This window comes from Paenibacillus sp. JT31N11 (assembly GCF_056269285.1).
The window spans coordinates 310,593-325,722 of sequence record NZ_JBWDNQ010000007.1 but is presented as its reverse complement, the minus strand read 5'-3'; the positions used below and the strand labels follow the sequence as shown (position 1 = coordinate 325,722).

Below are 15,130 nucleotides of genomic sequence, written 5' to 3'. Positions count from 1 at the left end.
ATTTTAAATATAAATTAAAAGAGTAGGGTGATATTTGATAAGAGCATATTTTTTTGAAAAGAATTTATAATTTAACAAAGGCAGCCCTTTTAGAGAAGGGCTGCCTTTGTTCATCTAAGGTGAAATGACAATAAACTCTATCCCCCCGACAATCACATAACCAACAGAAGCGATACCTTGCACCACATGCGCATACCGTAAGACGCCCCCCCTGCGCAGTCCGGTTTTCTACAGGTCTTCCGTCCCACGTTCCGGAATCACAAACGACACCGTCGTCCCCAAACCTAACTGGCTCTGAATCTCCAACCCCTGACCATACCGCTGGGTCAACCGCCGGTTTGTATTCAACAGCCCGATCCCGCCCTTAGGCCTTCTATCGTGATCAAGCAGCCTATTGACCTCTTCTTCGTCCATGCCCCTGCCGTCATCCTTGATCTCGAAGAGTACGGAGCCCGCCTGGCGGGTGATCCGGATGTGCACGGTGCCGTTTCGGCTGCTTCGGCGCAGTCCATGCTGGACGGCATTCTCGACCAATGGCTGCACCGTGAGCGGCGGCAGGAGCAGGTCAATATCCGGCTCAACCTCCCACACTACGGACAATTTCTCTCCGAAACGCTCCTGCTCGATATACAGATAAGCGCGGACAAGCTCCAGCTCATGGGAAAGCATGACCAGCTGCTCTGCATTCAGAGAGTCAATGCCGATCCGCAAATACGAGATAAAGGCATCTCCAAGCCTGCGCATTTTCTCGGTGTCGATTTCGCTTAAGGCCATGATTGAATTCAATGTATTGAACAGAAAATGAGGATGAATCTGCGCCTGCAGGTACGCGGCCTCCATACGCAGACTCTCATTGATCGACTGCTTCAATGTCGTGAGCGACCAGACGCGGTATTTGAGCTCCAGCGAATCAACGGGCTTGGCAACGTAATCGTTGGCTCCCGACAGGAAGCCGGCATAGATGTCCTCCGGCTGGTTGCGCGCGGTCAGGAGCAGAATCGGCAGCTCCGATATCGTGAAGCGCTCCCGTACAGTGCGCGTCAGCTCATAGCCGGACATATGCGGCATCATGACGTCGGCGATCAGCAGGTCCCACTGCTCGGTTCCGAGCAGGTCCAGTGCTTCCTGGCCGGACATAACGGTCCGGATATGATAAGGATCCGAGGAGAAGATGCGGACCAGCACCTTCAGGTTGACCGGATCGTCATCCACCACGAGAATGTTCAGATTCCCGGCAGCGGAGGTACGCAGCGCAGCAGGAAGCGCGTCCTTCATGACGGCTGATTCTGCCGACGCTGCAGCTTCCGGGATGAGCAGCCGGACGGCCGCTTCCTCATACTCGATATTTCCTTGAACGGACCTTTGCCGGGAAGACGCGATATTCGAATTCGCGGCCAATGGAAGCGTGAAGCTGAACACGGAGCCTTCTCCGGGGGTGGACCGGACCGTCAGCTCTCCGCCAAGCAGCTCAACAAGCTGCCTGCAAATACTTAAGCCAAGCCCGATGCCGCCGCCGCTTATTCCCTGCTGTCCCTGCTCGTAGGGCAGAAATATACGTTCCTGGGTCTCCTCATCCATGCCGGACCCGGTGTCGCTGACATGGATTATAGCCTGGCCGTCTATCACCTCGGACGTTATGGAAATCATTCCTTCATCGGTGTATTTGATCGCGTTATGCAGCAGATTGAACAGAATTTGTATAAGTCTGCTCTCATCGGCCAGAACGAAAGGCATGGATTCCGGAATGTCCAGCTTCAACCGGACGGGCGTGCCCTCGGTCATGAATTCGAGCATGTCGATGACGCCGGAAGTGACCGACTGGATGCAGAGCGGCTCCGGCTCGATGACGATCTGCTTATCCTGCAGCCGGACGACGTCCAGCAGATCGTTAAGCATCCGCGACATCCGGCGGCTGATGGTAACGAGCAGTTCCATATCCCTGAAGCTTTTTTCGCCTATGGCATGCTTCTCGTTGGTTATGACGGTCTGGGCGATGTTGATAATGCCATGCAGCGGGGTTCGCAGCTCATGCGACGTATTGGCAAGAAACTGATCCTTGAGCTTGTTCGCCGCCTGCAATTGCTCATTAAGCTTGATGTTCTCCGCAGTATTGCGGAAATACCGCTTGAACCAGTAGGCCGAGAACCCGACAATGGCGGCAATGATATCGATCGGGTAATAAATGCTGTTGGACGTGCCTTCATGGACGATTGAACCCCAGATGACACTGGATAAGATGCTGGCCGCGGCGAACAGGAGAAACACGGCGTCCTTATGATTATGGATTACCATGCGTCCGATCAGGCAGAAGAACCAGACCACTGGAAAAATATAAAGGACGGCAAATATTCTGGCATCGGTTGTGTAATAAACGTACGGTGCAGACATGGGTACAAGACTCGCCGAATAAAGGCCAAGTACGGTTATGTACGCATAGAACAGCTTGCCCCTTCCGGTATTCCCGGAGAAACTCCTGCCCATCAGCAGCAGGTAGAAGGAGAGCCACATATACGAGAGCAGCCTGATTTTCAAAGCCCAAGTGTAATTAACAGGGAACCAGGTGAGCAGCAGCAAATCATGGTCGGCGATAATGGAAATACCAACGGTGACAAGCATCATGAAAAAAACGAGAAATGCCTTCTGGCGGATGTTGAACACAAACAGAATGAGGGCATACAAACCATGCAGCAGCAAAATGACAAAGGTCACAAGCTGGAATCCGATGGAGTACCAGTGCTCTGAGTCTATAGCGGCCTGCGAGCCGAAGCGGATGGATCTGACGATCCCTCCATGAGTCGGGTTATCGAAGTTGGCTGCCCGTATAAGCAGTTCGATGCTTTCCTGATTGCCAGCCTCGTAAGATACGGTGTAATTAGCGACTCCCATCGGCTTGTAGTCTTCTGCCCGCGCCGCCAGCTTGCCGAATTCTGTCGCCTCCTGGCCATTGATCTCCACCTGGGACGAGGTCTGGATTTCCGGAACCGAGATTTCATAAGGCTGATCCAGGGGATCGACCAGAATACGCAGCCTGTACGTTCCGTAGCCGAACGACGAGTGGCCGTCTTGAGGAAAAGCCTCGCTCCAATCGCCCGGCACCTGCACGAATGAGCGCTTGCCGTCGAATTGGCGCTGAGGGTCTGTATGTGTGATTAAGGCATCAGGGTAAAACTCCCATTCGCCGTCCAGCGTGATTGGACTGGAATTCCCGAAGTCCCAGCCGCGCAAATCTAGCACGCCTTGTTCCGCGCGGGGATGCTCCGGCGTGCTGAGCGCGTAGGACCACAGCAATCTCAGGCCAATAAGAACGGCGAGAGATAGAAGGATAACAGCTGCAAATTTCAGCATAGGCTTGCGTCGATTCTTCATCATAGTTCGTTTAAATTCGACATGACAGCTGCATTTCCTTTTCCAGCGGATTACGTTTCGTTCAATCACAAAATGGGAATGATGGCTTCTTCTGTCCGGATCCTGAAACAATGCCGGAAGCTGACGGAGGTTGTCAGGGAAATATTATCAGGAGCGGATATAATGATAGCAGAAGGCCAATTTGTTATTGGCAGGAGAGGGTGACGAAAATGGGATTTGAGATCATTGAAGCGACCGTTGCGGATATTCAGGCGGCGCTGGCATCCGGTGAGTTGACCTCAAGGCAGCTGGTGCTTCTCTACATGAACAGGATCGCGGATCATGACAAGAATGGCTTGACGCTGAATTCCGTGCTGGAGATTAATCCCGACGCCCTGTTCATCGCGGATGCCCTGGATGCGGAGCGGCTAAGAGGCGAATCCCGCGGGCCGCTGCATGGCATTCCCATCTTATTGAAGGATAACATCAATACAGGGGACAAAATGCATACGAGCGCCGGCTCGCTTGCCCTGGCGAATTCCTATGCCGCGGAGGATGCCTTCATCGTGAAGAAGCTCCGGGAAGCGGGAGCCATCATACTGGGCAAAGCCAACATGACGGAGTTCGCCAATATGATGACAGAAGGGATGCCGTCCGGTTACAGCTCGCGCGGCGGTCAAGTGCTCAATCCCTACAATATCTCCACGCCGACCGGCGGCTCCAGCGCCGGCTCGGGTGTTGCGGTAGCGGCGAATTTCTGCGCGGCGTCGATCGGGACGGAGACGTCCGGTTCGATTCTGAATCCAGGCAATCTGAGCTCAACGGTCGGGATCAAACCCACCGTGGGGCTGATCAGCCGAACCGGAATACTTCCATTGTCCAATTCTCAGGATACCGCCGGGCCTATGGCCCGAACGGTGAAGGACGCCGTACTGCTGCTGCAGGGAATTATCGGATTCGATGCAGAGGATGCGGCAATGGGCGGGGGGATTGGCAGGCAGCACGCGGATTATACGGCTTTTCTGGATAAAGACGGGCTGAAAGGCGCGAGAATCGGCATTCCCCGGGATTATTATTTTGAGGAATTGACGGACGAGCAGCTCGGTATCTTCAACAGTGCGGTGGAGATTATGAAGGATTTGGGTGCGGTTATCGTGGATCCGGCGGATATTAAGACGGCGAGGAGCATCGTCTATTCCACGGTGATTCTCAATGAATTCAAAGCTTCTCTAAATGCGTATCTGGCCAAGCTTGGCCCTCACGCTCCGATGCGCACGTTGAAGGATATTATCGAATTCAATAATCAACACCCTATGGAAACGTTGAAATACGGTCAGAAGACGCTTATCGATACGGAATACACGACCTCGGGCACCTTGACCGAAGCCCGGTACATCCGGGATCGTACGACAGACCTCAGGCTCTGCAAGGATGAGGGGATCGATGCGACGATGCGGGAGCATCAATTGGACGCGCTGCTGTTTCCCGCTGATTTCGGCTCCAGAATCACTTCCCGCGCGGGATATCCGTCAATCGTCGTTCCGGCCGGCTACACGCAGGCAGGTCCGCCGTTCGGGGTCACTTTCTCGGCACGGGCCTATGAGGAGCCGGTGCTGATCAGGCTGGCTTATGCTTTCGAGCAGCATACGAAGTTCCGCAAAGCGCCTTCATTGAAGAGCTTTATCGAATAATGAGGTTAAGAAGAAGAAACTTTGCTGCCCAGTGTGACGGTACAGGTAGTTTCCTCTCCCCCGAAATAAGGGAAATGGATAGGCGTATGTACTGCCTGTCATTTGTTATCGTTCAAATTAATCAGGCTGCTGCAGCAGTTGTTTCAACAAGTGGCAAGCGGTTAGCCCGCTTATAACATCCCACACGTATATCGGAAAATAGTTTCGCATGCGAAATCCATCTTTTTCACCAGACTCATAGATGCACAGGGTTATTCCAAAAAGCCGTTCATCCGGCTGAAGGATAGCCCTGTTTGCTTTGCCAGCTATGCTTGCATGAAAGCCCAGCCTGCTATTTTAAGCTTTTACCCGAAGCGCACCCTAATCTGACAAGAGAATGACATGCAAAACAATTTGCGGCAAATAAATGCATGTTTGTTTTTCGGGACTACTCAGTTGAAATCGCCTTCATTTTGTAGGGGACAAAAAATAGTCATAATCAGGGCTTTACTGCGCTTAGAAGGCCGTTATCAAGAAAATTGCCGCAAATATAAATAATTTATAGCCAAAAATGTTTGACAATAACGTAAATTTGCATTACTATCATAACATGCTTAAGAGTTGGTTAGCTTACCTGACATCAAACTAGCAGTATAAATTGGCGCAAAATTCATGACAACGGAGTGTGCACGCATGGGAAAGATAAGAATGGCATTTATTGGTGTCGGAGATATGGGCTCGCACCACTGCATCGGCTTTGATCTGCTGGACGAATGCGAGGTCCGGTACATATGCGATATGAACGAAGCGAATGTAGCCCGAACGCTGGCGGAGCTTGCGAACAGCAAGCCGGTCATCTGCACGGATTACCGCGAGCTGCTGGATAAAGAGGATCTGGATGCGGTCGTCATCAGCGTCCCTAACTATAAGCACAGAGAGGTGGCGGTCGCCTTTCTGGAGGCGGGCAAGCATGTTTTCCTGGAAAAGCCTGTCGCTCATACGCTGGAGGATTGCGATGCGATCATTGAAGCTGCAGAGAAGCATGAGCGGATCCTGCAGATCGGTCTCGTCTACCGCTACTCCAACCTGTACCGCCGGATGGCGAAGGAAGTGGAGAATGGACGCCTTGGCGATGTGAAGCTGATGTGGTGCAAGGAATTCCGCGATCCTTTTCCACCGACGGACTGGTTCTATGACAAGAGCAAGTCGGGCGGAGCCATCGTCGAGAAGGATTGCCATCATTTCGATATTTTCAACTGGATGATCAAGGCTAACCCCGTCCGCGTATTCGCGTCAGGCGGGCAGCATGTCATGAAGCAGGGACAGGAGAATCTGATCACCAACTCCTACAGCCATTATCCCGCCAAGACGATTTCCGATACGTCCATTGTCGATCATGCATTCATTACGGTGGATTACGATAACGGAAGCAAAGCGAATTTAGGCCTCTGCATGTATTTGAAACCAAGAAATCTGATGGGTGAAGGGCTTGAGATCGGCCTGATCGGAGAGAATGGCGGACAGATGGTGGCGAGGAACGACAAGGCGATCGACATCGTGGGCGGAGCGGATTTTACAAGAGAGCATCTGGATATGGATGTGACCTCGGACTCCATCATGGGCGGCCATACCGGCGGCCAGACCCAGCGGATTGATTTTATCAAATGCATCACAGAGGGCAAGCAGCCGTTTGCGACAGGGCAAGTGGGCAGAAACGCCTTGATGATTGCCTTGGCCGCAGAGAAATCCATACTGGAAGAACGGTATGTATATTTGGATGAGCTATCCAATTAAGGGGTGTCATGATGAATAGGTTGAGGAAATATGACACATTGTTATTTTTCTTGTTTATTATGCCGTGGATTATCGGCTTCATCACCTTTTTCCTGATTCCGTTCGGAACCTCAATCTTCTATGCGTTCACGGATGCCAAGCTTCCTGGCGCGGTCCATTACAATTTTATCGGCTTCGATAATTTCGTTCATATGATCGACGATCCGATCTTTATGAAAAGTCTCTTTAATACGCTGTATTTCGTCGTGCTGGGTGTGCCGATTGTGACGGCGGGCATGCTGCTGCTGGCGATGCTGCTTAATTTCAACGTTAAAGGTATTGCCATATTCCGTACATTTTATTACCTGCCTACGCTTGTGCCGATCGTGGCGACGGTCATTATCTGGAGGCTGGTGTTCAACTCGGAATTCGGCATACTCAATGCCGGGCTTGGCCTTCTTGGAATTGACAAGATCGATTGGCTTGGCGGAGAGCATACGATTAAACCGGTCATCATTTTGCTGCAGGTATGGATATCCGGAAGCGGCGTGCTGATTTTCCTGGCGGCGCTCAAGAATGTTCCGAGTCATCTGTATGAAGCGGCCGAAATTGACGGAGCGGACAGAGTGCGCAAGTTTTTCGCCATTACGCTTCCCATGATCAGCCCGTCCATTCTGTTCGTCATCATTATTCAGACCATGTACAATTTTCAAATGTTTACAGAGGCCCTGCTGCTGTCCAAGGGCGGACCAAATTACGCTTCGTACACGTTCGTGTACAACATTTATAAATCGGCCTTTACGGATCTGAAGTTCAGCATGGCGATGTCGCAGTCTATTTTCCTGTTTGCCGTTATCGCATTGGTCACCTTGGTGCTGATGAAATTATCCAACCGGTTTGTTTATTACGAGGGTGAGAAATAGGGGGGAACAACTATGAATGGTAGACACAAGAGCGGCGCTGCTGGAACCGCTTTAAAATACTTCCTGTTGTGCGCGGTCTTCCTGCTGTTTGCGGGGCCTCTGGCCTGGATGCTCTCAACCATGATGAAGACCAAAGCCGAGACGTACAAGGTTCCTCCCGCACTGCTGCCGGAGCAGTTTACCTTCGAAGCGTTCGAGCGATTATTCGCCATACAGCCCTTGATGTGGAAGTGGATTCAGAATTCGTTCACAATATCGATCTTCGTCGCGGCGGGGGCTGTCATCTCCAGTTCCATAGTCGCTTATGGATTCTCAAGATTCCGGACAAAATACCGGGACAGGCTGTTTCCGATTGTACTGATCACCTTGATGATTCCGCCTTCCATCATGATGATTCCTTCGTATGTTTTATTCGCGAAGCTGGGCTGGATCGATACCTGGCTGCCGCTGATCGTCCCCGCCTGGCTGGGGGGAGCGTATTATATTTTCTTGTTCCGGCAGTTTTTCCTGACGATACCGCAGGAGCTGGATGAGGCGACTTATCTCGACGGCGGCAATCGATGGACTGTCTATGCCAGAGTCATCATGCCCTTATCCAAACCGATCATCATTACGACGATCATCTTCGCTTTCGTCAACTCCTGGCTCGATTTTCTCGGTCCGTTCCTGTATATCAAGAACAGCGAAATGTTCACGCTCAGTGTGGGGCTGCAGCTCTTGATCGGACAGACCAGCCAGGATTTCCCGGCGCTCGCCGCCGGAGCCTTCATAAGCATCATCCCGATCGGCCTGCTCTACTTCTTCGCGCAACGGTATATCGTTGAGGGGGTGGTGCTTACGGGCTCCAAGGGATAGCTCCTGTTAGGCTTCTGCTTGTTTTCTACATTATGTTAAAGGGGAACTGACTATGAAAACGAAGAGCAAATGGTTGTTCAGCGCCATGATTCTGGTGTTAACGATGGCAATTATCATAACGGGATGCGGAAAAAGCAATAACACCGGCGGCGAAACAAATTCGGCCAATAATCCTGAAACGGGCGGGAGCAGCAATGCCCCATCCGATGAGCCCGTAACGATCACTTACTCCCAGTGGGGAACAGCCGAGGAGCTGCAGCGTACGCAGGAGCTGCTGGATAAATTCACGGCAGCCAATCCGAACATCACCGTCAAGCTCGAAGGCAAGGACTGGGCCAGCTATTGGGATGGTCTGACGGCCAACGCTGCGGGCGGAACGCTTCCGGATGTCTTGAAAACAAGCTATGCGTATATTGATAAATATGCTGACCTCGGAATTTTCAAAGAATTGGACGGCCTGCTGTCCGAGAACTCATTCGATCTTAGCAATATCGATGACAGCCTGCTTGGCCTGCATAAGTATCAGGACAAGCAGGTATCGCTCCCGATTGATGCCAACGTTATTGTATGGTACTACAACAAGGCGCTGTTCGCGGATCCCAAAACAAATCCGAAGGGTGCGGCTGTTCCTACCCTGGAGCCGACCTGGGATGAGATTGTCGATATCGCGACCAAGATGACGCTGGACAAAAACGGCAAAAGCGCTGACGACCCCGGCTTTGACGCCAAAAACATCGTGCAGTGGGGCTTGTCCTTGTCCCCCGGCTCCTCCATGGACTGGTTCCTGGAGCCTGAATTGTGGTCGAATGGAGCCAAGCTGGTCAATGACGACGATACGCTTGCGCTTGATACGCCTGAAGCCCAGGAAGTATTGAATTTCTTCATCGATCTGACCAAGAACAAGAAGATCAACACCACACCTGCCCAAATCGAAGGAATGGGCGGCGATGTAAACCTGACGCTCACGACCGGCAAGGTCGCGATGAATCCGGGCGGCAGCTGGAACACCACCAACTACCAGGAAGCCAAAATCGATTACGGCATCTCGTATTTGCCTAAATTCAAGACAAACCAAACCGTTGTTCAGCCCGCCGGACTTGCGATCAGCTCGAGCACCAAGCATGAAGAGGCTGCCTACAAATTGCTTGCCTGGCTTGCCGGTCCTGACGGACAGACTGAGCTTGCAAAACAGGGCTATTCCATTCCGGCCAACAAAGCGGCAGCGGATGCTTATGTTCAAACCGTAGGTGAAGCCAACAAAATCTTCCTCGATGCTCAACAGTATGGCATTGTTTCGCCATTCACCACCAAGAAAACCGATCTTGTATGGACTTACGGCGAGCAAGCCCTGAAGCTTCCGCTCTCGGGCGAAGGCGACCTTCAGGCGGCGCTTAAGGATTTGGCTTCGAAACTGCAATAGTGCAGCAGCGTTGAAACCAGGCATTCGTATAAGCCAAATACAGGACAAGCGTGATCGCGCTTGTCCTGTATTTTTCCGTATGGAAGACGGCATTAACCGTATTTTCACTTGGGACGGCCCTTTAATTTCTTGACTTACTACGGCAAGAACTATAAAATTAGATTTGCCGCAAATTTTTGTTGGGCGACTAATAATTGCCCCAACAAAGTCCGGGCTCGGTTCTATTAGATATGGTTTTGTGAAAAGAGGAATGGGAGAATGGCTAAACTGAAAGATATCGCGGAGCGGGTAGGTGTATCCATTTCAACCGTTTCGCGGGTTATGAAGAACGATACGAACCGTTCGGTCAGCGATGAGACACGCAAAAAAATATGGGAAACCGCTGAACAAATTGGTTACAAAACATCCCGGCCAGCCAAGGTAAAGAAAAATGAGCCCAAAGGCACGTATCATATTGGCTGCGTTGTGGCGATGCCTCAGAACAAGTATAATAATCCGTATTTCTCGGTTATTTTGGAAGGAATTGAGAAGGCGCTTACCGAAGCGGGAATGCGTCTTGAATTTGTATACAGCATTGAGAAGCAGTCGGATATCGAGCAGCTGAAGTCGCTTGTGAAGGAGCATCGGATCGACGGCATGCTTGTGGTCGAGCGTATCGACGGAGAGGCTTATCAATGGATCAAGGCCAATGTGCGGAATATTGTCGGGGTGGATATATCGGATAAGGATGTGCCGGTTGTCAGCTACGACCGCGCCGCCGCAGCGAAGGAAGCCGTCAACCATCTGATTGAGCAGGGCCACCGGCAAATTGCGTATATCGGGGGAGCGGAGCTCGACGATAATTTCCGCGATGAGAAGCGTTTCCTCGGCTATCGGAGCGCGATGCAGGAGGCGGGTCTGACGGTCCACGATAACTGGGTTATCGATGTGAAATGGGATGTTTCCTTGAGCTATGAGCTGACGAAGCAGGCGTTTGAGAATAGCGCGCATACGCCGACCGCTATTTTTGCCGCGAGCGATATGATGGCCATTGCCGCGATGCGCGCCGCCACGGAACGCGAGCTCAAAATTCCGGATGATATCGCTTTTTTTGGCGTCGATAATATTGAAATTTCGGAATTCACCTCGCCGCCTTTATCGACCATTCATGTGCCCAAGCTTGAAATGGGCATGTTTGCCGCCAAGCTGCTGCTGGATTATATGGAAAATCAATATCCCCTTCCGGTCAAAATGATTATCCCCTACAAAATGATGCTCAGGCATTCCACGAGAAGCAAAATAGAACGTGATGCCCGGTAGAAATGGCATTCGAACAAAGAGCAAACAAATAAGAAAATCCCCTCAGCCCATGATCGACAGGGCGGGGGGATTTGTCGTTTCTAACGTTGCAGGAAGGATAAGCTTTTCGTCAAATGCGCCAAAGGATGGCGGTATCCGCTACGCCTCAGCCTTTATGATCATAACGCTCGAAAATCTCCAGCAGTACATTTTTGGCCGTATTGAGATCGCGCGAATCGCGATTTTTCAGCATGGATAAAATCTCCTTGAGGCGGGACTCGCTTTCCGCAAGATCCTCGTATTCCCGGACATAGGAGAATAAATCAGAAACGCCAACATGGAGCGCCACTGCGATTTTCTCGAGATTAAGAATGGAGATATTTCGTTCCGCTCTTTCAATAAACCCGATATAGCTGGAATTAAACCCGGCCAATTCGGCCAGAGCCTCCTGGGATAATCCTTTGGATTTTCGAATGTCCCGGATTCTCGCGCCTACCAGCTTAAGGGTTTCCGACATAATGACTACACCTCTCTTCTGCTAAAAGTGTAGTGAAATATAGAAAGCTTCATAACATACCGATAATAAGTTTTTTGGGTAAACAACTACTATACGGTAATAAAATGATGTATAATGACAGGACATGACGGAATAATCTTACTTTTTCCGATTTCGAAAAGAGGCTGGCATGGCAGAGCGACTGGATGAATCGTCCGTATTGTCCCACAGCTTGTTGTTGAATCCTCAATACTGGCATGACACCTCCCGGCGATATATGGAGAGCGCGCTCATTTTCTGGAATAACGGAATGGCGGAGCAAAGCCTGACGGTTGCGGTGATGGCTGTTAATGCCATGCTGCGGGCTTACTGCCTGAAGGTGGACGGGAAGCTCCCGGCTGCTGCTTCGCCGTCTCTCGACGATGTTCTGATCAGTCATGTCCAAATCCTCACAGGCGTAAACGTGAATATTGAGCTGCTTTCTAAATTCGGCTATCTGCCCGGTCATGGATTGACCCATCAGCTATCGCAGGAGCAGGCGAGAGCTGTATTGGAGCAAATCGATGTGTACCTGCTGCGGCTGTCGCCAGATGCAGCTGCTGCGGGCGCTGAGCCGTACAGCCTGGTTTTTGCAGAGTATCGACACGGTTAAGCCTGAGCTGAAGCAAGTCCTGGGCGGGGAACCCTGGGCTTGACGGATGATACTATCCGGCTAAAGAACGAGAGGCCACATTCCAATCAGGAATGAGGTCTTATTTTTTGCTGCCTTTCTTTTACCTTCCATTCAATTGGGGTAATCATTAGTATTTGCTCATATTGGCTTGGCCGTATTGCAAAAAAGCATACAATAGTGGGCATAAGCTGCTGCGAAGGGAGGAGAGTATAACGAATACCATCTGGCAAATCCGCACCGGAATCCGGGATTGGCTGGAGGCGGTTTACCGGTTATGTAAAGGCTGGATCGCGAGGTATCCCTTGATCCGTACGGCGTATACGGTTTTTTCGTGGATTTCGCTGGCCGTGCTTCTGCTCAGCCTGATTTTTTTCGAAGAATCCCGCAAGATGACGGTCCAGTATTTATGGTCTTTTTATGTACTGCTGCAGTTCTGGGTCTTGTGCCGGGGCAAAACGCTGCCATGGAAACCGGCTGCTGCGTTCGTAATGGCGGGTGCCCTCTTCGTGGTGCCGTTTACGGCCCTTACGGTCAATGCTGTTCATGCGGTTATCGGAGGGCGAACCTCGGACACCTGGTCGATGGCGGTTCTGACACCGGTCGTGGAGGAAGCGTGGAAGCTGATTCCACTGGGAGTCTTTTTGCTATTCTCGCGGCGTGCCTCGGCCCTCAGCCTGAGCGATTATACGCTGATTGGAGCCGCATCCGGCACGGGGTTTCAGCTTGTGGAGGAGCTGTCCCGCCGCTGGGCCAACTCCGGGATCATCTCGGACACTTACGGCTACAGCTATACCATGTTCGGCGGGGAGACGATCCATTGGGATTTCTGGACGCTGTTTCCGGGACGCTTCGAGGAGAGCTTCCTGCCATCCATGATGACGGTCAGCCATCCCGTACATACGGCCATGATCGCTCTCGGCTGCGGCATTGCCTACCGTCTCCGGACCCGGCTGAACAAGTGGATTTTCGTGTTTCCCGGGCTGCTTCTGCTATGGGCGATCCTGGATCATGCCGCCTATAATGGACAAAACGGGCTGCCCGCCTGGTTGCTGCATATCCACGATTGGACTGGCAGCGGCTATAAGACGAAGGACGTATTTCTGCTGATGCTGGCAGGTTCGCTGGTCGCCGATTATTGGACGCTTAACCAGGTACGGAGCAAGCTCCCGCTGCTTGCGCGGGAGTCCATCATCAACCCATTCTCCGAAATATGGAATATGGGCGAAGCGCTCTTCCGCAGGAACGGCAGGTTTGCCTATTTGATGGGATTTTACCGAGAGCGGCGGGAGCTTGGCTTTATTTTACGCTATGGTAATGAGGAAGCGTCAGGCAGAGAAGACCGGGTCCGGGAACGGATGAAAATATTCCTCGGAGCGGCGGCGGGGCTTGCAGTGGTGCTGCTTGCAGCGGGGTTGTGGGCAGGAATGGAGGCGTATGCTTCGGGAGGCTCGGGTGATGCCTGCTTCGCCTGTCTGTTCGATTCCCTGCAGAACTGGTGGGACCGTCTGAGTGGATTCGAGAAAGGCGCGATTATACTGGGGGCGCTTGCGCTGTCCCTGCTGTTCTTCGAGTTCTGGCCGGCGCTCGGCATTGCGCTGACGATCCCCGGCATTGCCGGTAGCGGACATGAGATTGCCAGCGATATCCGCGATCCCAAGCGGCTGCTGACGCCGGAGAATGCCATCGCCGCAGGTCTGGCCATCCTGCTCAGCCGGATACCGTTTGGCAAAGCCCTCGAATGGGCGGCGAAGAAAGGGCGCAAGCCGATACAACGCATCCTCGACAAGCTCAAGCGGCGGAAGCCTGACGGGCATGAACCGGAACAACCTCCGAAGAAAGACGGTACCGGAGGCCATAAAACCGATGATCCTGAGCAGGATAAAGGCAACGGTGAAAATAAATCCGACGAAGAGAAGGACGATACAACCGCAGCGGCAGGGAAATCGTATCATGAGGTCGAAATTGTCGACCAACGGGGCAACCCGGTCGGCGAGTTCGATGGAATCGATTTGGATAAGGGTATTTTCATTGAAGACAAGACAGCCAAGGGGCTGGATATTATCAATCCAAGGACCGGCCTGCCGGCCCAGACGCCGCAGCAGTTCGCCGATAAACAAATCCTGGCGAAGACCCGCAACCGCATATTGAATATGCAAACCAAAGCGGTCGCTACCCGTCCCACTGCCCATGGTTCAGCGGAGGTGCCGTCACTTGAGGAGATCAAATCGATCCGTCAATTCGTTTTCCGGCTGGATGGCGATACGCCTGCGCTCAGAAGCGCCGTGGAGAACAGTCTGAACCAGCTGAGGACGGAATTTCCGGATCATACATTCAATGTTCTGTTTAGGGGGAAACCATAATGTCCATTAGCGCTTTTATACCTGAGCCTGAAAATGAATTCGAGCGTTTCTTTAACGTGCCGGTCGCTACCGAGGCTTTTTTCCAGGAATGCTGGGAGCCTGCCGTGAAGGCGCTCGGGCTGCAGTGGGTGCCTGTCTTCTCATCCGGCATAGATATTACCAAAGAGGACCTGCCTGCCGTGCAGGATGAGCTGGAGCGCTTGAAGCAGTGGGCCGAGCAGGAGCTGAGCGGAGAGCGCCGCGGACAAATCCTTGTCCGGATTGAACGTCTTGCGGCAGAGCTGCCGAAGGCGCTGGAGCGGGATGGGGCCGTTGTGTTTATTGGGTGAGTTAGGGG

Annotated in this window: 11 protein-coding genes; 9 read left to right on the top strand and 2 right to left on the bottom strand. The window is 52.1% G+C overall.

Going from position 1 to position 15,130, the window contains the following annotated elements:
• Positions 1-228: 228 nt before the first annotated feature.
• Positions 229-3,369 carry a hybrid sensor histidine kinase/response regulator gene (locus tag AC0YNV_RS24035; protein WP_475770279.1) on the bottom strand — a complete coding sequence of 1,047 codons (3,141 nt, stop codon included), beginning with the start codon at positions 3,367-3,369 and terminating at the stop codon, positions 229-231.
• A gap of 206 nt (positions 3,370-3,575) precedes the next feature.
• On the opposite strand from AC0YNV_RS24035, the gene AC0YNV_RS24030 reads away from it, so the two are divergent.
• The 6 genes from AC0YNV_RS24030 (at position 3,576) to AC0YNV_RS24005 (ending at position 11,285) form a co-directional block, all read left to right on the top strand.
• Positions 3,576-5,036: an amidase family protein gene (locus tag AC0YNV_RS24030; RefSeq protein WP_475770278.1), complete on the top strand. Its 1,461-nt coding sequence runs from the start codon at positions 3,576-3,578 to the stop codon at positions 5,034-5,036.
• Positions 5,037-5,708: 672 nt separating this feature from the next.
• The gene (locus tag AC0YNV_RS24025; RefSeq protein ID WP_210038650.1) at positions 5,709-6,809 is read left to right on the top strand and encodes a Gfo/Idh/MocA family protein; all 1,101 of its coding nucleotides are present in this window, start codon (positions 5,709-5,711) and stop codon (positions 6,807-6,809) included.
• Positions 6,810-6,817: 8 nt separating this feature from the next.
• Positions 6,818-7,711 (top strand): carbohydrate ABC transporter permease, encoded by an 894-nt coding sequence (locus tag AC0YNV_RS24020; protein ID WP_475770277.1) that lies wholly within the window; start codon positions 6,818-6,820, stop codon positions 7,709-7,711.
• A 12-nt stretch (positions 7,712-7,723) separates the two neighbouring features.
• Positions 7,724-8,566, top strand: a complete 843-nt coding sequence (locus AC0YNV_RS24015; protein WP_475770276.1) for a carbohydrate ABC transporter permease — start codon at positions 7,724-7,726, stop codon at positions 8,564-8,566.
• A 52-nt stretch (positions 8,567-8,618) separates the two neighbouring features.
• Positions 8,619-9,986, top strand: a complete 1,368-nt coding sequence (locus tag AC0YNV_RS24010) for an ABC transporter substrate-binding protein (protein ID WP_475770275.1) — start codon at positions 8,619-8,621, stop codon at positions 9,984-9,986.
• Positions 9,987-10,244: 258 nt separating this feature from the next.
• Positions 10,245-11,285: a LacI family DNA-binding transcriptional regulator gene (locus AC0YNV_RS24005; RefSeq protein WP_475770274.1), complete on the top strand. Its 1,041-nt coding sequence runs from the start codon at positions 10,245-10,247 to the stop codon at positions 11,283-11,285.
• 145 nt (positions 11,286-11,430) lie between these two features.
• On the opposite strand, the gene AC0YNV_RS24000 is transcribed toward AC0YNV_RS24005, so the two are convergent.
• Positions 11,431-11,781, bottom strand: coding sequence for a helix-turn-helix domain-containing protein (locus tag AC0YNV_RS24000; protein WP_210038655.1), 351 nt, complete (start codon positions 11,779-11,781; stop codon positions 11,431-11,433).
• Positions 11,782-11,950: 169 nt separating this feature from the next.
• On the opposite strand from AC0YNV_RS24000, the gene AC0YNV_RS23995 reads away from it, so the two are divergent.
• The 3 genes from AC0YNV_RS23995 (at position 11,951) to AC0YNV_RS23985 (ending at position 15,122) form a co-directional block, all read left to right on the top strand.
• On the top strand, positions 11,951-12,412 hold the full coding sequence (locus AC0YNV_RS23995; RefSeq protein ID WP_475770273.1) for a hypothetical protein: 462 nt from the start codon (positions 11,951-11,953) through the stop codon (positions 12,410-12,412).
• A 155-nt stretch (positions 12,413-12,567) separates the two neighbouring features.
• On the top strand, positions 12,568-14,793 hold the full coding sequence (locus AC0YNV_RS23990; RefSeq protein ID WP_475770272.1) for a PrsW family intramembrane metalloprotease: 2,226 nt from the start codon (positions 12,568-12,570) through the stop codon (positions 14,791-14,793).
• A complete protein-coding gene (locus tag AC0YNV_RS23985) occupies positions 14,793-15,122 on the top strand; it encodes a hypothetical protein (protein WP_475770271.1) in 330 nt (109 codons plus the stop codon). The genes AC0YNV_RS23990 and AC0YNV_RS23985 overlap by 1 nt, the downstream gene beginning before the upstream one ends.
• Positions 15,123-15,130 lie beyond the last annotated feature (8 nt).